Origin of the sequence: Cellulomonas endometrii (assembly GCF_949769265.1) — a bacterium.
Classification (GTDB): domain Bacteria; phylum Actinomycetota; class Actinomycetes; order Actinomycetales; family Cellulomonadaceae; genus Cellulomonas; species Cellulomonas endometrii.
Map to the genome: position 1 here is coordinate 24466 of NZ_CATKPC010000010.1, position 22033 is coordinate 46498.

22 protein-coding genes are annotated in these 22033 nt (G+C 75.5%); 9 read left to right on the top strand and 13 right to left on the bottom strand.

Annotation, left to right across the window (positions count from 1 at the left end):
- Positions 1 to 122: 122 nt before the first annotated feature.
- From QNH85_RS11915 to QNH85_RS11925, 3 genes are all read right to left on the bottom strand, one after another.
- Positions 123 to 455 carry a DUF3140 domain-containing protein gene (locus QNH85_RS11915; RefSeq protein ID WP_282946746.1) on the bottom strand — a complete coding sequence of 111 codons (333 nt, stop codon included), beginning with the start codon at positions 453 to 455 and terminating at the stop codon, positions 123 to 125.
- Positions 456 to 577: 122 nt separating this feature from the next.
- Entirely contained in the window at positions 578 to 1228 is a 651-nt protein-coding gene (locus QNH85_RS11920) for a TetR/AcrR family transcriptional regulator (RefSeq protein WP_282946748.1), read from the bottom strand.
- A 22-nt stretch (positions 1229 to 1250) separates the two neighbouring features.
- Complete coding sequence (locus QNH85_RS11925) at positions 1251 to 3299, bottom strand: beta-galactosidase (RefSeq protein ID WP_282946749.1); 2049 nt, start codon at positions 3297 to 3299, stop codon at positions 1251 to 1253.
- A gap of 198 nt (positions 3300 to 3497) precedes the next feature.
- On the opposite strand from QNH85_RS11925, the gene QNH85_RS11930 reads away from it, so the two are divergent.
- Positions 3498 to 4280 carry an ANTAR domain-containing protein gene (locus QNH85_RS11930; RefSeq protein ID WP_282946750.1) on the top strand — a complete coding sequence of 261 codons (783 nt, stop codon included), beginning with the start codon at positions 3498 to 3500 and terminating at the stop codon, positions 4278 to 4280.
- 15 nt (positions 4281 to 4295) lie between these two features.
- Here the strand turns inward: QNH85_RS11930 and QNH85_RS11935 are convergent, their stop codons facing one another.
- The gene (locus QNH85_RS11935; protein WP_282946752.1) at positions 4296 to 6383 is read right to left on the bottom strand and encodes a HelD family protein; all 2088 of its coding nucleotides are present in this window, start codon (positions 6381 to 6383) and stop codon (positions 4296 to 4298) included.
- 132 nt (positions 6384 to 6515) lie between these two features.
- Here QNH85_RS11935 and QNH85_RS11940 point away from each other — a divergent pair, with 132 nt between their 5' ends.
- Together QNH85_RS11940 and QNH85_RS11945 are read left to right on the top strand one after the other, a co-directional pair.
- Positions 6516 to 6917, top strand: a complete 402-nt coding sequence (locus QNH85_RS11940) for a DUF6766 family protein (RefSeq protein ID WP_282946753.1) — start codon at positions 6516 to 6518, stop codon at positions 6915 to 6917.
- Between the two features lie 17 nt (positions 6918 to 6934).
- Positions 6935 to 7207 carry a sulfurtransferase TusA family protein gene (locus QNH85_RS11945; protein ID WP_249669250.1) on the top strand — a complete coding sequence of 91 codons (273 nt, stop codon included), beginning with the start codon at positions 6935 to 6937 and terminating at the stop codon, positions 7205 to 7207.
- 48 nt (positions 7208 to 7255) lie between these two features.
- Here the strand turns inward: QNH85_RS11945 and QNH85_RS11950 are convergent, their stop codons facing one another.
- Together QNH85_RS11950 and QNH85_RS11955 are read right to left on the bottom strand one after the other, a co-directional pair.
- Positions 7256 to 8155, bottom strand: coding sequence for a siderophore-interacting protein (locus QNH85_RS11950; RefSeq protein WP_282946755.1), 900 nt, complete (start codon positions 8153 to 8155; stop codon positions 7256 to 7258).
- Between the two features lie 151 nt (positions 8156 to 8306).
- Positions 8307 to 8768, bottom strand: a complete 462-nt coding sequence (locus tag QNH85_RS11955) for a MarR family winged helix-turn-helix transcriptional regulator (protein ID WP_282946757.1) — start codon at positions 8766 to 8768, stop codon at positions 8307 to 8309.
- A gap of 102 nt (positions 8769 to 8870) precedes the next feature.
- On the opposite strand from QNH85_RS11955, the gene QNH85_RS11960 reads away from it, so the two are divergent.
- On the top strand, positions 8871 to 10103 hold the full coding sequence (locus QNH85_RS11960; RefSeq protein ID WP_282946759.1) for an MFS transporter: 1233 nt from the start codon (positions 8871 to 8873) through the stop codon (positions 10101 to 10103).
- 41 nt (positions 10104 to 10144) lie between these two features.
- Here QNH85_RS11960 and QNH85_RS11965 read toward each other — a convergent pair whose 3' ends face one another.
- The 4 genes from QNH85_RS11965 to QNH85_RS11980 all read right to left on the bottom strand — a co-directional run bounded on the left by QNH85_RS11965 (position 10145) and on the right by QNH85_RS11980 (position 14257).
- Positions 10145 to 10768 (bottom strand): response regulator, encoded by a 624-nt coding sequence (locus QNH85_RS11965; RefSeq protein ID WP_282946761.1) that lies wholly within the window; start codon positions 10766 to 10768, stop codon positions 10145 to 10147.
- Entirely contained in the window at positions 10654 to 12312 is a 1659-nt protein-coding gene (locus QNH85_RS11970; RefSeq protein WP_282946763.1) for a sensor histidine kinase, read from the bottom strand. The genes QNH85_RS11965 and QNH85_RS11970 overlap by 115 nt, the downstream gene beginning before the upstream one ends.
- A 155-nt stretch (positions 12313 to 12467) precedes the next feature.
- Positions 12468 to 13292: an ABC transporter permease gene (locus QNH85_RS11975; protein ID WP_282946765.1), complete on the bottom strand. Its 825-nt coding sequence runs from the start codon at positions 13290 to 13292 to the stop codon at positions 12468 to 12470.
- On the bottom strand, positions 13289 to 14257 hold the full coding sequence (locus QNH85_RS11980; RefSeq protein ID WP_282946767.1) for an ABC transporter ATP-binding protein: 969 nt from the start codon (positions 14255 to 14257) through the stop codon (positions 13289 to 13291). The genes QNH85_RS11975 and QNH85_RS11980 overlap by 4 nt, the downstream gene beginning before the upstream one ends.
- 226 nt (positions 14258 to 14483) lie before the next feature.
- On the opposite strand from QNH85_RS11980, the gene QNH85_RS11985 reads away from it, so the two are divergent.
- Positions 14484 to 15338 carry a Bax inhibitor-1/YccA family protein gene (locus tag QNH85_RS11985; protein ID WP_282946769.1) on the top strand — a complete coding sequence of 285 codons (855 nt, stop codon included), beginning with the start codon at positions 14484 to 14486 and terminating at the stop codon, positions 15336 to 15338.
- A gap of 102 nt (positions 15339 to 15440) precedes the next feature.
- On the top strand, positions 15441 to 16847 hold the full coding sequence (locus QNH85_RS11990; RefSeq protein WP_282946771.1) for a cystathionine beta-synthase: 1407 nt from the start codon (positions 15441 to 15443) through the stop codon (positions 16845 to 16847).
- A gap of 16 nt (positions 16848 to 16863) precedes the next feature.
- On the opposite strand, the gene QNH85_RS11995 is transcribed toward QNH85_RS11990, so the two are convergent.
- Entirely contained in the window at positions 16864 to 18129 is a 1266-nt protein-coding gene (locus tag QNH85_RS11995) for an FAD-binding protein (RefSeq protein ID WP_282946773.1), read from the bottom strand.
- A gap of 130 nt (positions 18130 to 18259) precedes the next feature.
- Here QNH85_RS11995 and QNH85_RS12000 point away from each other — a divergent pair, with 130 nt between their 5' ends.
- Together QNH85_RS12000 and deoD are read left to right on the top strand one after the other, a co-directional pair.
- Positions 18260 to 18664, top strand: coding sequence for an FKBP-type peptidyl-prolyl cis-trans isomerase (locus QNH85_RS12000; RefSeq protein ID WP_213282492.1), 405 nt, complete (start codon positions 18260 to 18262; stop codon positions 18662 to 18664).
- A 140-nt stretch (positions 18665 to 18804) separates the two neighbouring features.
- Positions 18805 to 19521, top strand: coding sequence for a purine-nucleoside phosphorylase (gene deoD / locus QNH85_RS12005; protein ID WP_213282491.1), 717 nt, complete (start codon positions 18805 to 18807; stop codon positions 19519 to 19521).
- Between the two features lie 88 nt (positions 19522 to 19609).
- Here the strand turns inward: deoD and QNH85_RS12010 are convergent, their stop codons facing one another.
- Positions 19610 to 20311 (bottom strand): HEAT repeat domain-containing protein, encoded by a 702-nt coding sequence (locus tag QNH85_RS12010; protein WP_282946777.1) that lies wholly within the window; start codon positions 20309 to 20311, stop codon positions 19610 to 19612.
- Between the two features lie 92 nt (positions 20312 to 20403).
- On the opposite strand from QNH85_RS12010, the gene QNH85_RS12015 reads away from it, so the two are divergent.
- Positions 20404 to 21237: a MerR family transcriptional regulator gene (locus QNH85_RS12015; RefSeq protein ID WP_282946779.1), complete on the top strand. Its 834-nt coding sequence runs from the start codon at positions 20404 to 20406 to the stop codon at positions 21235 to 21237.
- A 105-nt stretch (positions 21238 to 21342) separates the two neighbouring features.
- On the opposite strand, the gene msrA is transcribed toward QNH85_RS12015, so the two are convergent.
- On the bottom strand, positions 21343 to 22011 hold the full coding sequence (msrA, locus tag QNH85_RS12020) for a peptide-methionine (S)-S-oxide reductase MsrA (protein ID WP_282946781.1): 669 nt from the start codon (positions 22009 to 22011) through the stop codon (positions 21343 to 21345).
- Between the last annotated feature and the right edge of the window lie 22 nt (positions 22012 to 22033).

The window sequence follows — 22033 nt, forward strand, 5'->3', positions numbered from 1 at the left end:
CTCGACCACGGGGTCGCGCCGTCCGGCGCGGCCCCGTCGTCGTCAGCGCGAGACGAGTCGTGGCGACGGTGCTGTCGCCGCCGCCCGGCTCCTGCCGCTGGCCGAGCGGGGGCGGCCCTGGCTCAGGGCTTGAGCGGGTCGTGCCCCACGGACATCAGGCGGTGCCGCCAGCGCGCGTCACCGGCCGTGGGCTCCGGCTCCTCGCCGCGCAGCGCCCGGACCGTGTCCACGACCGACTGCATCGTCCGGGCGTCGTCCGGCGTCAGGTCGGTGCGGCGCTTGGCGAGGATCTCCAGCACCGCCTGCGACCGGTCCGGCCCGGCCTGGTCCGGCAGCGGCTCGGTGTCCTCGCCGGCGTCGCGGGTCATGAGCCAGTCCCGCAGCTCGCGGGACGTCATGTTGACGACGTCGTGGAACTCCTGCCACAGCTCGTCGTCGATCTCGGCGTGCGCCACGGTGCCCCCTCCGGTCGGGCTGACGGGCGGCGCCGCGGGCTGGACGCCGCGCGGTCCACGCTACGACGGGCCCCTGCGGCCGGCACGCGGGGCCGCCGTCCGAGCGGGCTCCGCCCCGCCGGTCAGCGGTACCCGTCCCACACCGGGGACGGGAACAGCACGCGCTCGAAGCGGGCCCACTCCTGGCGCAGGTCCACGGCCGGCCGGCGGAACGACCGCACCTGCACGCCGTCCATCGCCTCGATGGACATCTCGACCAGGTCGCGCAGGCCGTCGAACGGCCCGACCTCCGCCGGGAGCCGCCACGCCGTCTGCCGGTAGAGCTGCCAGACCTGCTCCGGCCGGTCCGCGAAGTAGTCGTGCGCGGGGTGCGTGGGGGAGGCGGCCTCGGTGCCGAGCACCACGTACAGCTTCATGAGCTGCGGCCGCTCCGCGTTGAACGCCACCAGGTACCGGAAGTAGCCGGGCAGCGACGGGCCGTCGGGGTGCGTCGCGGACGCGTCGCCGCTCGCGACGTAGTCGTCGGGGGTGCCCCGGCGGTCGTACCGCTGCGAGACCAGCAGCTCGAGCAGGCCCTCCTTGCTGCCGACGTGGTGCAGGAGGCCGGCCTGGGTCAGGCCGACCTCCCGCGCCACGTCCTGCAGCGAGAACCCGTAGTACCCGTGCTCGGCGACCAGGCGGGTGGCCGCCTCGAGGATCTGGGCGACCCGCTCGTCGGGGGTCAGCCGCACCCGCCGACGCACCGCCGGCCCGCCGTCCTGCGTCGTCACCACGCCCCGACCCTAACCTCCGGGCTCAGCCCTCCAGCACGACCAGGTCCCACGGGCCGATGGTCAGCGCGGCGCCGGCGGCGACGTCCCGGTCGTCCAGGACGGAGCGGCCGCCGACCGGCGCCGCGAGGGTGACCGGCTCGGCGGAGTAGTTCAGCAGGTAGGTGAGCGCCCGGCCGCGGCCGTTGGTGCCCCGACGCACGGTGACCGTGCCGGCGAGGTCCTGGGCCCAGTCGGCGACCCCTGCGTCCCGCACCGCCAGCCCCAGCACCGCGCGCAGCAGGGCGGGGGACGTCATCGTGCCGAGGTGCACCGCCGAGCCGGCGCCCGCGCGGTGCCGCGTGACCGCGGCGTACCCGCCCCAGGCGGGGTGGGCGTAGGACGCGAGCACCTCGGCGCCCTGCGGCGTCAGGAGCTCCATGAACGTCAGGGCGCCGGCCTCCGCGCCCGCGGCGGCTCCGGGGGCGTCCGCGAGGTCGCCGAGCAGCGTGAGGCCCACGCCGTCGGGGATCGTGAACTGGTTGTATGTCAGCCCGGTGACCTCGGTCAGGCCGTGCGGGGCGGTGTCGTGCCAGACCTTCACGTACTCGTCGGCGACCGCGGTGCGGAAGGTGGTGACCAGGTGACCGCCGGCGCGGACGAACTCGTCCAGCCGGTCGAGCGTCGCCTGCGGAGCCGCGTACAGCGCCGGGACGACGAGCAGGTCGTACCGCCCCAGGTCGGTGTCCTCGGCCGACACGAAGTCCACCTCGACGTTCAGGTCGAAGAGCGCGTCGTAGACCCAGCGCAGCACGTCGTTGTAGCCGATCGACGAGCCGAACACCCCGTCGACGAAGCCCGTCTCGACCGTGAACCACCGCAGGGCCGTCAGGGCCTCGTTGCTGACCATCACCGCCACGCGGTTCTGCTTGCGCAGGTGGAGCAGCGACTGCCCGGCGCGCGCGGCCTCGGCGCCGAAGACGCCGGCCTCCTCGTACGTGGGGTTGCTCTGCAGGTCGTGGCTGAGCAGGCCCTTCCAGTACGTCTCGAAGGAGTGGTGGATCGAGTGCCAGTGCCAGTACATGACGCCGTCCGCGCCGCTGGCCAGGTGGCTGTACGCCTGGAGCCGCAGCTGGCCGGGGTAGGGCAGCCCCGCGAGCTGTCCCTGCGCCTGCGTCTCGAGCACCAGGTAGTTCGCGCCGCCCTTGATCGAGCGGGTCATGTCGCCGCCGAACGCGATCTCCTTGCCCGTCAGGCGGGACTGGGTGGGGTGGTAGATGTCGACGCCCGCGACGTCCACGGCCCGCGCCGCGCGGAAGTGGTCGACCGACGGCTGCAGGCCGTAGGACCAGCCCGGCGACCAGTCGAAGTCGAAGTTCTGCGTGACGAACTGGTCCGCGCGGGCGTACTCGCGCACGATGCCGGCCTGCCAGGCGAGGAACTCCTCGACCAGGCCCCGCCGGAACTTGTCGAACTCGGCGCCCAGCGAGCCGTTGACCGTGCCCCGGACATCGGGGAAGTCCTCCCAGGCGTCGACCCGGTTCGACCAGTAGTCGAGGCCGAACGCGCGGTTCATCGCGGCCAGGTCGTCGTCGAACACGGCGCGCAGGTGCTTCACGAAGGCGCGCTGCACGTCGCGGGAGGCGGCGTCGTAGTACTTGGTCTCGTTGTCGACCTGGAACCCGATGACGCCCGGGCGGTGCGCGGTGCGCTCCATCAGCCGGCGGATGACGCGCTCCGCGTGGAACCGGTACGCGGGGTGGAGGATGTCCATGATCTGGCGCGCGCCGTAGCGGCCCTCGCCGGCGTGGGTGGTGGCCAGCACGTCGGGGTACGACGCCACGAGCCAGGCGGGGACGGCGTAGGTGGGGGTGCCGACGATCACGTGGATGCCGGCCGCCTCGAACGCGTCGAGGGCCCGGTCGACGTGCGTGAAGTCGAAGACCCCGGGCTGCGGCTCCAGGGTGCTCCAGGTCGACTCGGCGATGCGCACGACGGTGATGTGCGCCGCCTTCATCATCTGCACGTCCGTCTCGATGCGGTCGGTCGGCATGTACTCGTCGTAGTACGCCGCACCGAACAGGAGCTCGTCCACGGGGCTCACCCTTCGTCGCGCGATCGCCGGGGCGCGCGGGCGCGGTTCCGGCGGGCCCGTCGTCGGACCCGGAGGCAGTCTACCTACCGCTCGGTAGGTAGGTGCGGACCCGCTCGGGTGGCGGGGATCCGCGGGAGGCGTCATCATGACGGCCTGTGCAGCGCAGCGCAGCGCGCAGGACGACGCTCGGGAGCTCCGATGCGCGTGCAGGGACCCGACGAGACGATCCGGCTGGACGCCGACGCCTCGCTCGACGCACTCATCCACACCCTCACCACCCACGCCGGCCGCACCCTCGGCGTCGAGGCGCAGGCCTGCGCCACCGCGACCGTCCGGGGCCTGGACCGCTGGCTGGCCGCCGCGTCCGTCGCGGCCGCCCGGTGCGACGGCGCGCAGGACCGGCACCGGCAGGGCCCGCGGTACGCCGCCCGGGAGACCGGCGCGCCCGTGCTGCTGGACGACCTCGCCGACGAGCGCCGGTGGCCCGTCTGGACCCACGCCTGCGCCGTCCAGGGCTTCCGGTCCGCCGCCGTCGTCGCGGGCACCCACCGCGACGTCACGGTCTACCTGTCGCTGTACGGCCGCCGCCCCGGCGCGTGGGCCGAGCTCGCGGCGCGCGCCGCCGGGATCGCCGAGGGCATCGCCTCCGTCGTGGCCGCGCGGGACGAGGTGATCGCCCTCGCGCAGACCATGGACGACCTGCTCGCGTGCAGCCGGACCCAGCCGCTGATCGACCGCGCCGTGGGGGTCGTCATGGCGCAGCGGCACTGCGACGCCTCCGAGGCGCTCGCCTACCTCCGCGCCGCCGCGACCGACCGCGACGCCCGCGAGGTCGCCGCCGGGCTGATCGCCGGGGTCGCCCCGTCGCGGGGACGGAGCGCCGGCGGGGTCCTCCCGCAGCGCGACGGCGACGCGCCCGGGCCCGCGGGGACGACGGGCGGCCGGGCGCCGTCGGGCATGGCCTCGGCCGGCGCCGCCTGACCGGCCGCCGGGCCGTCAGCCCTGGGTGACCTCCACCGTGCACAGCCGCCGGGTCGGCCGCGTGACGGCGACGTAGACGTCCCGGTCGCCGCCCGGGCGGTCCGCCGCGATGCCGTCGGGGTCGACGACCAGCACGGTGTCGAACTCCAGCCCCCGCGCCCGGGACGCGGGGACCAGGCGCGCCCACGGCGCCACGGCGTCGGCGAGCACCGCCAGGACCTCCTCGGTGCTGATGACGGCGCGCAGCTCGTCCGGGTGCGCCGCCGCCTGCGCCCGGAGCTCGCCGGTGACCGTCGCGAGCAGGGCGTCGCGGGTCGTCGTGAGCCGCCGGGGCTGCTCGCCGTGCCGGACGGACCGGCTCGGCGTCTGGTCGGGGGCGATCCGGGCCAGGAGCTCCCGGGTGCTCGCGAGGATCTCCTGCGTCGTCCGGTACGACACGGTGAGCGTCGTGACCGCCAGCCGCGCGGAGACGTGGGCACCGAGCGCCTCCGCCCACGTGCGCGCGGTGGTGAGGGGACCGGCCTGCGCGAAGTCGCCCACCACCGTCATGGACCGCGACGGGCACCGCCGCACGACCATCCGCCACTGCAGGTGGGTCAGCTCCTGCGCCTCGTCCACCACCACGTGCCCGAACACCCGCTCCGGCGGCCCGTCGAGCAGCGCCTCCGCCTCGTCCAGCAGCGGCAGGTCCGCCCGGGTCCACGGGGCGTCCGCCGGACGCAGCAGCAGGGCCCGGTCGTCCGCCGTGAGCCGCGGCGCGCACGCCGCGAGCAGCGCCGCGTCGGACAGCAGCCGGCGGACCAGGTCCTCCGGGCGGAGCCGCGGCCACAGGGCGGTGACGGCGCCGTCGACGAGCGGGTCGCCGGCCAGCTCCTCGCGGACCGCGTCCGCGTCGAACTCCGCGGACAGGTCGTGCGCCGGGCCGTCGTCGTAGCCCAGGGAGCGCAGGTCCGCGGCGGCGGCCCGGTCCAGGTCCATGCCGGTCGCGGCCGAGACCTCCGCGTCGATGCGGGCGAGGTCGTCGACCGCCCGGCGCTCCAGGGCGTCGGTGAGCGCGTCCACCAGGTGCTCGTGCAGGACCTCGCGGGCCGCGTTGTGCGGCAGCCCGCTGCCGGCCGCCCGCGCACGGCCCTCCGCGACGGTGCGGGCGTCGAGGACGACCTCCTCGCCGCCGACCCGCACGGCGAACCGGGGCGTCCCCGGTGCCTGGTGCCGGCGGACGAGCGCCGCGACCGCGTCCGCGAGGACGGCGGTGCCCTTGAGCCGCGCCGTCGCGAGCGGCTCGGCGGCCGTGGCGCTCCGGCCCGTGAGGTCGTCGGCCGTCGCGAGGACGACGTCGTTCTCCCCGAGCGAGGGCAGCACCTGGGAGATGTAGTCCAGGAACACGGAGTCGGGGCCGAGCACCAGCACGCCGTCCTCGGCCGCGCGCGGGAACGCGTACAGCACGTACGCGGCGCGGTGCAGCGCCACCACCGTCTTGCCCGTGCCGGGGCCGCCCTGCACCACCGTGACGCCGCGGTCGTCCGAGCGCACCACCGCGTCCTGCTCCGCCTGCAGCGTGGCGACCGCCTGCCCCATCCGGCCGGTGCGCGTCGCCTCCAGCGCCTCCGTCAGCGGGTCGTCGCCGACCACGTCGCCCGGACGGTGCGCCGAGCCGTCGAGCACCTCGTCGCTCACGCGGCGGACGCGGCGGCCGGTCACGTCCAGGTGGCGCCGGCGGCGCACGCCCATGGGGTGCACGGGCGTGGCGGCGTAGAAGGGCCGGGCCGCGTCCGCGCGCCAGTCGACCAGCAGCGGCTCGTCGCGGTCGTCGGCCCGCAGGCCGAGCCGGCCCACGTGCCGCACCTCCCCGTCCGCCAGGTCCACGCGGCCGAAGCACAGGGCGTGCTCCGCGCCGTCCAGCCGCGCGAGCCGGCGCGTGAGCCCCGCCGCGGTCGCCTCGCGCACGTGCACGTCCGTCGCGCCGTCCGCCCCCCGCCGCAGCACGGCCGTCAGGTCCGCCCGCGCCTCGTCGCGCTGCCGGTCCAGCAGGGCGTACGCGGCGTCGAGGTGCCGCTGCTCGGCGCGCACCTGCTCCGCGGCAGGGTCCAGGGGTGCCGGCACGTCGTGCTCCTTCGCCAGTCGGGGCCCCCATCGTGCCGGACGCGGTGCTCGACGGGCGCTGCCCGCCCACCGGGGCGACACTCGCCCTGTCACCGGGCCCGGGGTGGGCCCGGCCGGAGCAAGGAGGCCGCCGTGGCTGGTCAGAAGCCGAACCGCCCGAAGTTCTTCACCGCCTACTCGTTCGGCATCGTCACCGGAGCCCTGTTCCTGTTCTCGTGGGCGGGGCAGTTCCTGTTCCAGCTGATCGAGCAGCGCAACGACGCGGCGGAGCACGGGCAGGCGTTCGAGTGGTCCCAGTTCTTCCCGGCGTTCCTGTCGTCCACGTTCGAGAACTGGCAGTCGGAGTTCCTGCAGCTGGTCTGGCAGGCGGCCGGGCTGGCGCTCTTCTACTTCTGGGGGTCGTCGCAGTCCAAGGAGGGCGACGAGCGGATCGAGGCGAAGATCGACCGGCTGCTGATCGAGCGGGGGGTCGACCCGGCGGAGTTCGAGTACCGGGAGGAGCAGGACGCCGAGCACCAGGAGCACCAGCGCTGACGCGGTACGGTCCCCGGGTGATCGTGCACGTCGACGGGGGAGACCTGGGCTGCGCCCGGCTGCTCGTCCTGCTCCGCGCCCGCGCCCGCGAGCTGGACCCGGGGACCGTCGTGCACCTGACGACGTCGGACCCGGTCGCCCCCATCGACCTGCCCGCGTGGTGCCGGATGACCGGCCACCGGTACCTGGGCCCGGTCCCGGACGGCCCGCCGCCCGCGACCTACGCGGTCGAGGTCGCGGCGGACACCCGGCCGACGGACCCCGACCGCCCGTGGCACCTGGCGCCCTGACGGGGCTCGTGCGCTGGACGGCGACCTGACCGGCCGCGGCGCGGAGCCTCAGTCCAGCCCGGCGGCCGCCTCCGCGTCCTCGATGCCCCGCAGCCAGTCCCGCTTGCCCGCGCGCCAGCCCTCGTCGTCCGCGCCGAGCCGCCAGTAGCCGGAGATCGACAGGTCCTCCTTGGCCATCCCGCGCTCGACGCGCAGGTACCGCCGCAGCTCCCGCACGGACCCGGCCTCGCCGTGCACGAACGCGTGCACGCGCCCGTCCGGCCAGGGCAGCGCGCGCACGGCCTCGACGAGCCGCGCGCCGGGAGGTGCCCCGTCGGCGTGCACCCAGCGCAGCGCGATGCCGTCGGGCACGTGCAGCGCGACCTCCTCGGACCGGTCGGCGACCTCGATCACCGCGACGCCGGACGCCGCGTCGCCGAGCCGCTCCAGGGACACCGCGATGGCGGGCAGCGCCGACGCGTCGCCCGCGAGCAGGTGGTGGTCGGCCGCGAGGTCCGGGGTGTAGCCGCCGCCGGGGCCCACGACCACGATCTCGTCCCCGGGCGCCGCGGCCGCCGCCCAGGGTCCCGCCACGCCCGCGGCGCCGTGCACGACGACGTCGACGGTCAGGGTCAGGTCCATGTCGTCGTAGGCGCGCACGGTGTACGTGCGCATCCGCGGCTGGTGCTCCGGCGGCAGCGCGGCGCGCGCGGCCTCGAGGTCCACCTGCCCCTCGGGCGTGGTCCACGTCGCGAGCACGTCGGCGCCGGAGGCGGAGCGCCCGACGCCGGGCAGCAGCACCAGCTTCACGTAGGAGTCGGCGTGCGGGGACGGCGCGAAGCCGGCGATGCCCGGGCCGCCGAGGGTCAGCCGCACCATGGCCGGCGTCAGGTGCTCCGTGCGCTGGACGGTCGCGCGCAGGGCGGGTGCCCGCGGGCGGCGGGGCACGGCGGGGTCGGGAGAGGTCACGCGGGGAGCACCTTCCGGTCGTTGCGGGGTGCCGGACGGGGCGGCGCGCGGGCGGGCGGCCCGGGCGCGCGGTCCGGGGGCGGTGGCCGGTGCGCCGGGACGAGCGTAGGTGCTGCCGGCGCGGGTCGTCACGCGGACCCGCGGGGGTGTCTCACCGGCGGGCGTTCGCGCGGCCCCAGGTGTCGACGTCCAGGTTGAGGCGCGTGAGCAGCCGCGCGAGCTCCGCGCGGTCCTCGGCCGGCCACCCGTCGAGGATGGCGCCGTACATCCGCGCGCGCACCTCCCGGGTCTCGGCCAGCGCGGCGAGGCCGCCCGGGGTCGGCTCGACCAGCGTGACGCGGCCGTCGGAGGGGTCGGCGGTGCGCACGACGTGCCCGGCCTGCTCCATCGCGAGCACCTGCCGGGTGACGGTCGAGGGGTCCAGGCGCAGCGCGTCGGCGATCGCGTTCACGCTCGCGGGGCCGTCGGCGGCCAGCACGCCGAGCACCAGGTACGCGGACCGCTCCAGGTCCCCGGGGCGGCGCGTCACGGAGCGGCGGGTCCGCTCCGAGAGGCGCAGCAGCATGGCTACCTGCGCCTCGATGGTGCGCAGGGCGTCGTCCGGCTGGTCCATCGTCTCTCCGTCGATCGGTCGGTCCGCGCAGTCTGCCACGCTCCGGAGGAATCTACCTGTATGATGCAGGTAAACCCGACGACGTCTTCCTGAGGACCCCGCATGCCCAGTCGGCACCCCGAACCGAACAAGACCGCCATCTACGCCACCGCGCTCACCGCGTTCTTCGCGATCGCCGGCATCGCCGTGGTCGACCCGATCCTGCCGGTGATCGGCGCGGAGATCGGCGCCTCCACCTGGCAGATCGAGCTGCTGTTCACCGCGTACCTGATCGTCATGGCGGTCGGGATGATCCCCGCCGTCATCGCCACCGGCCGGTTCGGCTACCGCGCCGTGCTCGCGACCGGCGTCACGGTGGTCGCCGCCGCGGCGGTGCTCGCCGCGCTGTCCGGGACCATCGCCCAGCTCGCCGTGCTCCGCGGGCTCTGGGGCCTCGGCAACGCCATGTTCTTCGCGACCGCCATGGTGCTGCTCGTCGCCCTGGCGACCGACCGGGAGTGGGTCGTCGAGCTCTTCGAGACCTGCGTCGGGCTCGGCTTCGCGGTCGGGCCGCTGATCGGCGGGCTGCTCGGGCAGATCTCGTGGCGCGTGCCGTTCGCCGCCTGCGGCGTCCTCATGCTGGTCGCGCTCGGCATGTCGATCACCCGGCTCCGCGACCCGGAGGACCCGCCGAGCGCGCTGCGGCTCCGTGACGTGCTGGCGCCGTACCGCCGGCCCGCGTTCCGCACGCTGTGCGTCGTCACCGCCGCCTACAACTTCGTGTTCTTCGTCGTCCTGGGCTACACGCCCGTGTTCCTGGGGCTCGACGTGATCCCGCTCGGGCTGGTGTTCACGGCCTGGGGCATCGGGCTCGCCGTCGGCATCCTCCTGGTCGGCCACCGGCTCGCGCACCGCATCGGCGCCGTCGCGACCGTGGGCGTCGCGATCGCCGGGCTGCTGGTCGCGCTCGTGCTGCTCGCCACCAGCGCCGGCACGGCCGAGGCGGTCGTCGTGCTCGTCCTCGCCGGCGTGTGCATGGGCATCGCGAACGCGAACCTCACCGACCTCGCGCTCGGCATCGGCGGCGCCGACCGCCGCACCACCACCGCGGCGTTCAACCTGGTCCGCTGGGGCTTCGCGGCCCCGGCCCCCGTCATCGCCGGCCTGCTGCACCCCGTGAGCGCCACCGCGCCCTACTGGGTCGGCGCCGGCGTGCTGCTGCTCGGCGTGCTCGCCTTCGCGTGGAAGGGGCAGGGCATGGCGACCGCCGTCGGCGAGCGCCTCACGTGGCGGCAGCTGGACCGCGCGGCCCGGTCCGCCGAGGGGACGCCGGAGGAGGCGGTCGGCGAGGTGTGACGGCCGCGCGGGCGTCAGCGCGCCGGGCCGCCGCGCGGGCGTCAGCGCCCGACGATCCCGGACTCGTACGCCAGGACCACGGCCTGCACCCGGTCCCGCACCCCGAGCTTCGCGAGGATCCGCCCGACGTGGGTCTTCACCGTCGCCTCGGACAGGAACAGCCGCTCGGCGACCTCGGCGTTCGACAGGCCCTCGGCCACGGCGAGCAGGACCTCGCGCTCGCGGTGCGTGAGGTCGTCCAGCCGGGCGTCGGTCCGGGGCGCGGGCGCGGCGCCCGCGGAGGGCAGCTCCTCCGCGAACAGCTCGAGCATCCGGCGGGTCACGCGCGGGGACACCACCGCGTCCCCCGTCGCGACCGCGCGGATCGCGGCGGTCAGCTCCGCGGGCCGGGCGTCCTTCAGCAGGAACCCGCTGGCGCCCGCGCGCAGCGCCGCGAAGGCGTACTCGTCGAGGTCGAACGTCGTGAGGATCAGCACCCGCGACGGGGACCCGGACGCGACGATCCGCTCGGTGGCCTCGATGCCGTTCACGCCGGGCATCCGCACGTCCATCAGGACGACGTCCGGGGCCAGCGCGGTGACCTGGCGCATCGCGTCCGCGCCGTCGCCGGCCTCGCCGACGACGGTGATGTCCTCCTCGTCCTCCAGCACCAGGCGAAAGCCCATCCGCAGCAGCGGCTGGTCGTCCCCCAGCAGCACCCGGACGGGTCGGGCCCGCTCGCCCGCCGGCGGGGTCGGGGTCCCGCGTGCCCCTGGGGGGTGGGGGGGCGGGCGGGCGGCGTCCCGGGGACGACCGCCGTAGCGCCGGCGCCGGTGTCGTCGGTCCGCAGCTCCACGTGCACGCGCCAGCCGGCGCGGTACGGGCCCGCGGACACGGTGCCACGGTAGACCGCCGCGCGTTCCCGCATGCCGACCAGGCCGCGGCCCGTGCGCGCGGGGACCGGCGCGGCGGGCAGGGCCGACGCGGGCTCGGCGTCGGTCCGGGCGTCGAGCAGGTCCGAGCGCCGGTCGCTCAGCCGGTCGCCCAGCCGGGACAGCCGACCCCCGTCGCCGTCACCGACGGGAGCCGCCCCGCCGCCGTCGTCGACCACCTCGATGCCGACGCGGTGGTCGCCGTGCCGGACCAGGACGTCGACCCGGCTGCCCGGACCCGCGTGCCGGAGCGCGTTCGTGAGCGACTCCTGCACCACCCGGTAGACGGTGAGGGACAGCCCGGCGTCGGACGGCAGCGGCGGCCCCGTGGTGGTGAGGTGGACGGTCAGGCCGGCCGCGCGGAACTGCTGCACCAGCGACTCCAGGTCCTGGGTGCCGGGCTGGGGCTCCAGCGGGACGTCCGCCCCGCGCAGCACGCCGAGCATCCGGCGCATGTCGGCGAGCGCGGAGCGCCCCGTCTCGGACAGCAGGTCCAGGGCGGTCTCGGCGTCGTCCGGGGAGCGGCGCACCGCGGCCCGGGCGCCGTCCGACAGGGCGATCATCACGGTCAGCCCGTGGGCCACGACGTCGTGCATCTCCCGCGCGATCCGGGTCTGCTCGGCGGCCGCGGCGAGCTTCGCCTGCTGCTCGCTCGCGTCCATCAGCTGCTGGTGCCGCTCGACGAGGCCGCGGGTGTGCAGGCGCCGCCCCCGCACGTTGGCGCCGACCGCCATGCCGACCAGGCCGAGCAGCAGGAAGCTCGGCACGTCCGACGCGGCGGCGGCGTCCTGGCCGTCGGCGCGCTGCACCACCGCCCCGTCGGGCGTGGTGACCGTGACTATGCCGCCGCGGCCCGACGCGTCCTCGCCCCAGGCCAGCAGCGCCGCGATCACCACGAGCGACGCGCCGCCGAGCACGAGCCAGCCGACGCGCTGGGGGAGCGTCGCCGCGACCACGTAGAGCGCGAACGCGAAGCCCAGCGCGAACGGCCCGAGGTGGCCGGACAGCAGGACCGCGCCGGCGCCCAGGAGCGCCAGGAGCGCGGCCACCTGGACGGGCGAGCGCCGCCGGAAGGCCAGCGCCACGGTGCCGAGCGCCGCGAGCACGAGGGTCCCGGCCACCCCCCGGGCGGACGGGTCGGGGTCGATCCCGAGCACCCCGCCCAGCGCGGTGCTGACCAGGTCGAGCGACCCGAGCGCGAAGAAGACGCAGACCAGGACGTCCGAGGCGCCCGGGTGCCGGGCGAAGTACCGCCGGACGCGGCCCAGGCGGCGCGCGTCCAGCTCGGTGAAGGCCATCGACGGGTGGCCCGGGTCGGTGCTCAGGGGGCCCTCCGGTGCGGTCGGTGCGGTCGGTGCGGTCGGCTGCGGCGTCGAGTCCCCGGGTGCACGGCGACCCCGCCCCCGGGCGGGGACGGGGTCACTGTGCCAGACCCGGTGCGGACGCCGACGGCTCAGGCGTCCCGGCGGCGGATCAGCACCGCGGCGCCGGCCAGCGCGGCCACGCCCCACAGGACGAGCACGCCGTAGCCCTGCCACGGCGTGAGCACCGCGTCCGGGCCGGAGGTCTGCACCAGCTGCGAGCCCGCGGACATCGGCAGGTAGGGGCTGATCTTCTCGAAGACGACCCACGGGATCGAGGCGAACACGCCCTCGACCACGAGCAGCAGGCCGAGCACGGTGGCGAGCGCGCCCGCCGAGTGGCGCAGCATCGCGCCGATGCCGTAGGCCAGCAGGGCGATCGCCGCGAGGTACAGCGGCGCGCCGAGCAGGATCCGCTGGTTCACGGCGTCGCCCAGGTCGACGCGGTGCGCCTCCCCGAGGACCGGGTAGCTGACCGCCCAGCTCACCAGGGTGCCGACGATGCCGGTCACGAAGGCGACGAGCACGACGACCAGGCCCTTGGAGAGCAGCGCCGGCAGCCGGGTGGGTGCCGCGGTGAGCGTGCTGCGGATCATGCCGGTCGAGTACTCGCCGGTGATGGTGAGGACGGCGAGCACGCAGATCGCGAGCTGGGCGAACTGGATGCCGCCGACGATGTCGGCCGCGGTGACCACGTAGCCGACCCCGGCGTCGTCCATCTCCTGGACGCCGAAGTAGGCGATCATCCACGCGATCCCGGCCTGCGCGACCACGGTGATGGGCAGCACCCACCAGGTGGAGCGCACGGTCCAGAGCTTGATCCACTCGGACTTCACGAGGCGGCCGAAGGTGACGCGGACGTCCGACGAGGGCCGGGCGGCGGCGCGGGTGGCGGGGACGGTGGCGGTGGCGCTCATCGCCGGGCCTCCTGGGGGGTCTGCGCGGCGACGGCCGCGGCGAGGGCGGGGTCCGCGCCGGTGGGGGCGGAGTGGTACTCGACGTCGTCGGCGGTCAGCGACATGTAGGCGGCCTCCAGCGAGGCGGACACCGGGGTCAGTTCGTGCAGGACGAGGCTGCTGCGGGCGGCGAGCTCGCCGATCTGCGCGGCGGTGCTGCCGGTGACCTCGAGCAGGCCGGCCTCGACCGACGTGACCGTGACCTCCGGGCCGCGGAGCAGCTCGACCAGCTGGGCGGCGTGCGGGCTGCGGACCTTGACGGTGCTGCCGGACGCGCGGGCGACGATGTCGGAGACCGGGGCGTCGGCGATGATCCGGCCGCGCCCGATGACCAGGATGTGGTCGGCGGTCACCGCCATCTCGCTCATCAGGTGCGAGGACAGGAAGACCGTCCGGCCCTCCGACGCGAGGTGCTTGACGAGGTTGCGCACCCAGAGCACGCCCTCGGGGTCGAGGCCGTTCACCGGCTCGTCGAGGATCAGCGTGCGGGGGTCGCCGAGCAGGGCGGCGGCGATGCCCAGCCGCTGGCCCATGCCGAGGGAGAACCCGCCGACGCGCTTGCCGGCCACGGCCTGCAGGCCGGTCATCTCGATGACCTCGTCGACCCGCTTGCGGCCGATGCCGTGCGTGGCGGCGACCGCCCGGAGGTGGTTCGTCGCGGAGCGGCCCGAGTGGACCGCCTTGGCGTCCAGCAGCGCGCCGACCTCGGTCAGCGGGGACCGGTGCTCCGCGTACGGGCGCCCGTTCACCGTGACGGTCCCGGACGTCGGCCGGTCCAGGCCGACGATCATGCGCATCGTCGTGGACTTGCCGGCACCGTTCGGGCCGAGGAAGCCGGTCACCTTCCCCGGCTGCACGGCGAAGTCGATGCCGGCCACCGCCGTCTTCTTGCCGTACCTCTTGGTCAGTCCTCGTGCCTCGATCATGGTTCCCTCACAGGTGGGTCCTCAGGTACAGGACGAACCTACGGACGGCGCTCGCGGCGCGGAACAACCGCAAGGCCGAACCTGATGACCCCCGGCCTCGCCATCAGGGAGGACGGCGTCCACCTCACGGATGACCTCGGGGCCGGCGGGAACTACCGGGACGGTGCGCGCGTTGAACCCGGATGAACCACTGCCGGCTCGCACCTCGAACCGACCTGGAGGACCCATGAGCAACCCGGTGTTCAACAACAGCGCCGTCTTCGGCGACCCGCGCGCCCGCGGCAACCGGGGCGCCCGCCAGCAGCAGGGCGGGGCGACGGGCACGCTCGGCGGCGCCACCGGCCCCGTGGTCGAGGCGTCGACGCTGGAGCAGATGTACGGCGCCCCGACCGCGACCACCCGGGACACCGGGCGCCTGACCTACGACGACGTCATCGTCAAGACGGGCGGGCTGCTCGCGCTGCTCGTCGTCGTCGCCGCGGCGACGTGGAACTTCGCGCCCGGGCTGTGGCCCCTCGGCGCGATCGTGGGCCTCGTGCTCGGGCTGGTCAACGCGTTCAAGCGGAACCCCAGCCCCGCGCTCATCACGCTGTACACCGTCGCCCAGGGCGTGTTCCTCGGCGGGATCAGCCTGGCGTTCCAGAACCTGACGTTCGACGGCAAGGAGACGCAGCCGATCGTCCTGCAGGCGGTCGTCGCGACGTTCGCCACGTTCGGTGCGGCGCTCTTCCTGTTCCGGTCCGGGCGCGTGCGGGTGACCCCGAAGTTCACGCGCTGGCTGCTCATCGCGATGGTCGGCTACCTGGCGTACTCGCTGGTCAACGTCGTCATGATGGTCTTCGGCGCGGGCGGCGAGTACGGCCCGCTGCGCAGCGGCTGGCTCGGCGTGGTCGTCGGCCTCGTCGCGGTCGGCCTGGCAGCCGCGAGCCTGATCATGGACTTCGACTCCATCAAGCGAGGCGTCGAGCAGGGCGTCCCGGCGAAGTTCGCCTGGTCGGCGGCCTTCGGCCTGATCGTCACGCTGGTCTGGCTGTACCTGGAGATCCTGCGGATCCTCGCGATCCTGCAGGGCCGCGACTGACCCCACCTGCACCGCGACGACGGCCCCGCACCCCGGCCCTAGGCTGGGAGGCGGGGCCTTCTCGTGCCCGCACCACCCTGACCCTCCCTGGGAGACCGACCCGTGAAGTACGCGCAGCACATCTCCGAGCTCGTCGGCGGCACCCCGCTGGTGCGGCTCAACGCCGTCACCGAGGGCCTCGCCGCGACCGTCCTCGCGAAGGTCGAGTACCTCAACCCCGGCGGGTCCGCGAAGGACCGCATCGCGCTGAAGATGATCGAGGCGGCAGAGGCCTCCGGCGAGCTGCGCCCGGGCGGGACCATCGTCGAGCCGACCAGCGGCAACACCGGCGTCGGCCTGGCCCTGGTCGCCCAGCGCAAGGGGTACCGCTGCGTGTTCGTCTGCCCGGACAAGGTCTCGGAGGACAAGCGCGACGTGCTGCGGGCGTACGGCGCCGAGGTGGTCGTCACCCCGACCGCCGTCCCGCCGGAGCACCCGGACTCCTACTACTCCGTCTCGGACCGGCTGGTCACCGAGATCGAGGGCGCCTGGAAGCCGAACCAGTACGCCAACGTGAACGGCCCCGCGAGCCACTACGCGTCGACCGGCCCGGAGATCTGGGCGGACACGGACGGGCGGGTCACGCACTTCGTCACCGGCGTCGGGACCGGCGGCACGATCACCGGTACCGGCCGGTACCTGCGCGACGTGTCCGCGGAGCGCGCCGAGGCCGACGGCGGCCGGGTGCGGGTCGTCGGCATCGACCCGCTCGGGTCGGTCTACTCGGGCGGCGACGGGCGGCCGTACCTGGTCGAGGGCGTCGGCGAGGACTTCTGGCCGCCGGCGTACGACCCGGCCGTGCCGGACGAGATCATCGCCGTGTCGGACGCCGACTCGTTCGCGATGACCCGGCGGCTGGCCCGCGAGGAGGCCCTGCTGGTCGGCGGCTCGTGCGGCATGGCGGTCGAGGGCGCGCTGCGCCTGGCGCGCCGTCTCCAGGACGACGACCCGGAGGCGGCGGCGCGCGCGGTGATCGTCGTGCTGCTCCCGGACGGCGGGCGCGGCTACCTGTCCAAGATCTTCAACGACCGGTGGATGCGGTCCTACGGGTTCCTCGACGCCGGTCAGGGCGCGACGGTGTCCGACGTGCTGCGGACCAAGGACGGCAGCCTGCCCGCGCTCGTGCACACGCACCCGAACGAGACCGTCCGGGACGCGATCGAGATCCTCCAGGAGTACGGCGTCTCGCAGATGCCCGTCGTCGGCGCGGAGCCGCCCGTCAAGATCGGCGAGGTCGCCGGCGCGGTGTCGGAGCGCGAGCTGCTCGACGCGGTGTTCTCCGGCGCCGCCGCGCTGTCGGACCGCGTCGACCGGCACATGTCCGCCGCGCTGCCGCTGATCGGCTCGGGGGAGACGGTGGACTCCGCGCGGGAGTCGCTGCAGAAGCACGACGCGCTGATGGTCGTCGACGACGGCCAGCCGATCGGCGTGCTGACGCGGCACGACCTGCTGGCGTTCCTCGCGCGGTAGCCGCCCGCGGGGCGGCTCAGCCGCCCAGGACGTGCCGCTCCACGAACGGGTTCCGGAACTTCCCCTCCGGGTCGAGCCGGCCCACCAGCGCCCGGAAGTCGTCGAGCCGCGGGTACAGCGCCCGGGGGTCGCCGTCGGGCCCGGCGACCGAGGCGAAGAGCTTGCCCCAGTGCGGTCGCGCGCCGAGCGGGGCCAGCGCCGCCTCGATCCGGGGGAGCACGGCCTCGACCTCGGCCTGCCGCGGATGCCAGGTGAAGTGCAGCCCGACCCGGTCGCCGTCGTACGCGCTGCTGAGCCAGAGGTCGTCGGCGGCGACGGTGCGGATCTCGGAGACCTGCAGCAGCGGGGCGACGACGGGCGCCAGCGCGCGCAGCTGCTGGATCGCCTCGACGGCGTGCTCCCGGGGCAGGAGGTACTCGGACTGGAGCTCGTCGCCGTTGCTCGGCGTGAACTCGAGCCGGAAGTGCGGCAGCCGCTCGTGCCACGGGCCGGGCCGGCCGAGCTGCTCGGTGCAGTTGACGGGGTCGATCCCCGGCAGGGGGTGCAGCGGCCCGGTCGCCCGCCGCGCGCCGAACAGCTCCGCGCGCGGCTCGTACGTCGCGCCGGGCGCGAGGCGGGTCTTGCGCCAGACCTGCCGGACAGCGGGGCCGGCCCAGTCCGTGAACAGGCTGACGGAGTCCGCGGAGCCCGTGACGTCGTCCAGGTGCTCGAGCACGGCGTCCCACGGCAGGTCGGTGTGCACCTCCTGCGCCACGTCGTACGCCGGCTCCACGTCGAGCGTCACCCGCACGACGACGCCCAGCGCGCCCAGGCCCACCACCGCCCCGGGGAAGTCGGCGTCCCCGCGGCGCAGGTGCCGCAGCGACCCGTCGGCGGTCACGAGGTCGAGCGCGGCGACGGCCGCAGCGAGGTTCTGCGACCGGTCGCCCGAGCCGTGCGTCGCGGTCGCGACCGCCCCGGCCACGGAGATGTGCGGCAGCGACGCCAGGTTGTGCAGCGCCCAGCCCCGCGGGTGGATCGCCCGCGCGAGCGTCCCGTACCGCGTGCCGGCGGACACGGTGACCGTGCGCGCCTCCTCGTCGAGCGCGACGCCGGGGTCCAGGGCGTCGAGGCGCACGAGGTCGTGCGGGGTGTCGGCGAGGTCGTTGAAGCAGTGCCGGGTGCCCAGCGCGCGCACGTGCGCGGCGGAGGCGACCACCTCCTGGACCTCCGCGACGGTGCGCGGCTCGTGCAGGCGCGCGGCGGAGTAGGCGAGGTTCCCGGCCCAGGTGGTCAGCGACATCGGTGCTCCCGTCCCGGCGGGCGCCCCTCGCCCGCCGGGACGACGCTAACCCAGCCCGGACGCCCATTCGCGGCGCGGGCGGGCCAGCGGGCAGGATGGAGCCGTCCGACCCCCGTACCAAGGAGACGTCATGCCCGCCACGCTGCCCGAGGCCACCGGATCGTTCGGTGAGAAGCCGACCCTGACGTTCCCCGAGGGCGACGCCCCCGCGGAGCTCGAGGTGCTGGTGCTGTCGCCCGGCGACGGCCCCCTCGTCGAGGCCGGCGACGACCTCGAGGTGCACTACCTCGGCCAGAGCTGGAACGGCGCCGTGTTCGACAACTCGTACGACCGCGGCTCGTCGATCAGCTTCCCGATCGGCGTCGGCGCCGTCATCGGCGGCTGGGACGAGGGCCTCGTCGGCCAGCCCGTCGGCTCCCGCGTCCTGCTCTCGATCCCGTCGCACCTCGGCTACGGCGACCGCGGCGTCCCGCAGGCCGGCATCCGCGGCGGCGACACCCTGGTGTTCGTCGTCGACATCGTCGGCACCCACTGACGCCCAGCCGCCAGCGCACGACCCGCACGACCACGACCGCCGCCCGCGCCCGACGAGGGCCGGGCGGCGGCGTGGTCGTGCGGGCCGCGCCCCTCCGCCGCCCGTCCCCGCCGCCCGGCCCAACCCCACCGGAGCCCCGCATGCCCACCCCGCACATCTCCGCCGAGCCCGGCGACTTCGCGCCCGACGTCCTCATGCCCGGCGACCCGCGCCGCGCGACCCGCATCGCCGAGACGGTGCTCGAGGACGCGCGGCTGGTCACCGAGGTCCGCGGCGTCCTCGGCTACACCGGCACCTGGCAGGGCCGTCCCGTGTCGGTGATGGCGTCGGGCATGGGCGTGCCCTCGATCGCGATCTACGCCACCGAGCTGTTCCGGTTCTACGGCGTGCAGCGCATCATCCGGATCGGCACGGCCGGCGGCATGGCGCGGCACCTGCAGCTCGGGGACGTCGTCATCGCGACCGCCGCGCACACCGACTCGGGCCTGAGCGAGCGGCGCGTCCCCGGCGTGCACTACTCGCACGCCCCCGACTTCGGGCTGGCCGCCGCGGCCGTCGCCGCCGGGCGGGAGACCGAGGGCGCGGGGGTGCACGCCGGCGCGGTGCTCACCTCGGACGCGTTCTACGCCGACCGGCCGCAGGTCATGCAGGCGCTGGTCGACCACGGCACGCTCGCGGTCGAGATGGAGGCCGCCGGCCTGTACGCGGTGGCGGACCGCGAGCGCGCCAAGGCCCTGGCGATCATGTCGATCTCGGACTTCACGTTCCAGGCCGCGGAGCTCTCCTCCGCCGAGCGCGAGCAGCTCTTCGACCACGCGGTGCAGCTCGGCCTGGCGGCGTTCGCCACCGCCGTCTGAGGGTCCGGCGCGCACGCGCCGCGGCGGGCGCGCATCCGGGCGGCTGCGCGCTCGCCGCGTGCGCGCCTGCGCGGTGGGCGCGCGGGCGTCAGCCGAGCAGGCGGGCGAGGCGGGTCTTCTTCCGGTTCTCCCGGACGATCCAGGCGGTGTCAGGGTCGCCCGACCCCGCGAGCTCCGCGAACGCCGGCAGCCCGGCGGCCGGGTCGCCCGCCACCGCGACGCTCCAGCAGTACCCGAGCGCCTGGCGCAGCGTCCGGACGTCGGGGTCCCGCCGGTCGCCGGCGGGCAGCGCCTCGATCGACGCGGTGGTGGTCCGGCACGCGTCGACGGCCGCCGCGGCGGTGACGGGGTCCCGCAGCAGGCGCGGCTCGCAGATCGCGGCGACCGCCGCCCGGCGCACCAGCGGGTGCGGGTCGCGCGCCCAGCCGTCGACGATCGCGCGCAGCGCCGCCGGCTCCGCGTCGCCGACCCGCTGCAGGGCCATGGCCACCGCCTCGCGCACCCGCCAGGACGCGTCCGCCGCCAGCCCGTGCAGCAGGGTCAGCAGCCCGGTGTCCGGCGCGGAGGCCAGCAGCCGCCCGGCGCCGACCGTCCCGCAGCACCGCAGGTACGCGTCGTCGTCGGCGGCGAGCCGGAGCACCAGGGGAGCGGGCGCCACGTCGGCGAACGCCTGCACCAGCTCCAGGTTCGCCCGCGGGCCGGGCAGCCCGGACCGGGCGGTGAGGTAGGCCGGGACGTCGCCGTCCGGGAGCGCGGCCAGGGCGGTGCGGTGCTCGTCGGATCGGCTCACCCGCCGCACCGTACGCGCGCGCAGGAGCCCGCGGCAGGGCCGGGAGTCCCGGGCTTGAGCCTGCCACCGTGTCAGGGTGTGAGGTCATGGACATGACCCGGTCCGAGGCACGCACCTTCACCATCGGGGAGTTCTCCCGGCTGGCGCGGATCAGCGTGCGGATGCTCCGTCACTACGACGAGCGCGGGGTGCTCCGGCCGTCGTCGGTGGACGCCGCCTCCGGGTACCGCTACTACTCCCCGGCCCAGCTGCTCGCCGCGGGGCGGGTGGTCGCCCTGCGCGACGCCGGCTTCCCGGTCGCCGAGATCGCGCGGCTGCTGCCGCTGCTCGACGACCCGGCGGCGGTGCGGCGGGCGGTGGAGGAGCAGCGGTCCCGGCTGCTGGCCGACGCGGACGACGTCCGGCGGCGGCTCGAGCGGGTCGACCACCTCATCACCACGCTGGAGGAGTCCGTCATGTCCGTCGACGTCCGCCGTACCACCCTGCCCCCGATGACCGTCGCCGCGCTGCGCGAGGTCGTCCCCACCTACGCCGACGAGGGCCTGCTCTGGCAGCGGCTGCCCGCCGCGATGCAGGCCGCCGGGGCCGTGCCCGCCGCCGGGGCCCTGGCCGGGGCCACGTTCCACGACGACGGGTTCCAGGAGCGCGACCCCGACGTGGAGATCTGGCTGCAGGTCGCCGCCCCGTTCACCGGGACCGACGGCGTGTGCTGCGTCGAGGTCCCCGCGCGCGACGTCGCGCTCGCCACGTTCACCGGCGGGTACGAGCAGGTCGGGGCGGTGACGGCGGCCATCGGCGACTGGATCGCCGGGCACGGCCTCGCGATGGACGGCCCGATGTTCGACGTCTACCGGGTCGGTCCCGCGCAGGAGCGCGACCCGCAGCGGTGGGTGACCGACGTGTGCCAGCCGGTCCGCGACGCCTGACCGGCCCCGCCACGCGCCGAGGGGCGCCGCGCGGTGGTCGCGCGACGCCCCTCGGGTGGAGCTCCAGCAGGTCGGACGCTCAGGCGTCCAGCGGGCAGCGCCCGCTCAGGCGTCCAGGGGCCGCGGGCAGGACACGCCGGTCCCGCCGAGGCCGCAGTACCCGTTCGGGTTCTTGTCGAGGTACTGCTGGTGGTAGTCCTCGGCGTAGTAGTACGTCCCGGCCTCGGCGGCGGGGCGCACCTCGGTGGTGATCTCCCCGTACCCGGCGCGGGTCAGCCGCTCCTGGTACGCCGCCAGCACCTCGCGCGCGGCGAGCTCCTGCTCCGGCGTCGTGGGGTAGACGGTCGACCGGTACTGCGTGCCCCGGTCGTTGCCCTGGCGGAACCCCTGCGTCGGGTCGTGCGACTCGAAGAACGTCCGCAGGACGTCGGCGTCGGAGACCACGGTGGGGTCGTAGGCCACCTGGACGACCTCGGCGTGCCCGGTCAGACCGGTGCACACCTCCTCGTACGTCGGGTACGGCGTGTACCCGCCCTGGTAGCCGACGGACGTGGCGACGACGCCCGGCAGCTGCCAGAAGACGCGCTCCGCGCCCCAGAAGCAGCCCAGACCCAGCGTGATCGTCGCGGTGCCCTCGGGCCAGGGGCCCTGCAGCGGCGTCCCGAGCACGGTGTGCGTCGTCGGGACGGTGTAGCCGTAGCCGTCGCGGCCCTTCAGCGCGCGCTCCGGGGTGACCATCGTCGATGCGAGGGCCGAACCGAACAGCCAGCTCATGGTGACTCCCTTCCTCGGGTCC

Bases quoted from the DNA above. Each gene is read 5' to 3' on its own strand.
- QNH85_RS11930 (WP_282946750.1), top strand. From the start codon at position 3,498: ATGCGCGTGCAGGGACCCGACGAGACGATCCGGCTGGACGCCGACGCC.
- QNH85_RS11955 (WP_282946757.1), bottom strand. From the start codon at position 8,768: ATGGACCAGCCGGACGACGCCCTGCGCACCATCGAGGCGCAGGTAGCC.
- QNH85_RS11960 (WP_282946759.1), top strand. From the start codon at position 8,871: ATGCCCAGTCGGCACCCCGAACCGAACAAGACCGCCATCTACGCCACC.
- QNH85_RS11965 (WP_282946761.1), bottom strand. From the start codon at position 10,768: ATGGGCTTTCGCCTGGTGCTGGAGGACGAGGAGGACATCACCGTCGTC.
- QNH85_RS11970 (WP_282946763.1), bottom strand. From the start codon at position 12,312: ATGGCCTTCACCGAGCTGGACGCGCGCCGCCTGGGCCGCGTCCGGCGG.
- QNH85_RS11975 (WP_282946765.1), bottom strand. From the start codon at position 13,292: ATGAGCGCCACCGCCACCGTCCCCGCCACCCGCGCCGCCGCCCGGCCC.
- QNH85_RS11980 (WP_282946767.1), bottom strand. From the start codon at position 14,257: ATGATCGAGGCACGAGGACTGACCAAGAGGTACGGCAAGAAGACGGCG.
- QNH85_RS11985 (WP_282946769.1), top strand. From the start codon at position 14,484: ATGAGCAACCCGGTGTTCAACAACAGCGCCGTCTTCGGCGACCCGCGC.
- QNH85_RS11995 (WP_282946773.1), bottom strand. From the start codon at position 18,129: ATGTCGCTGACCACCTGGGCCGGGAACCTCGCCTACTCCGCCGCGCGC.
- QNH85_RS12000 (WP_213282492.1), top strand. From the start codon at position 18,260: ATGCCCGCCACGCTGCCCGAGGCCACCGGATCGTTCGGTGAGAAGCCG.
- deoD (WP_213282491.1), top strand. From the start codon at position 18,805: ATGCCCACCCCGCACATCTCCGCCGAGCCCGGCGACTTCGCGCCCGAC.
- QNH85_RS12015 (WP_282946779.1), top strand. From the start codon at position 20,404: ATGACCCGGTCCGAGGCACGCACCTTCACCATCGGGGAGTTCTCCCGG.
- msrA (WP_282946781.1), bottom strand. From the start codon at position 22,011: ATGAGCTGGCTGTTCGGTTCGGCCCTCGCATCGACGATGGTCACCCCG.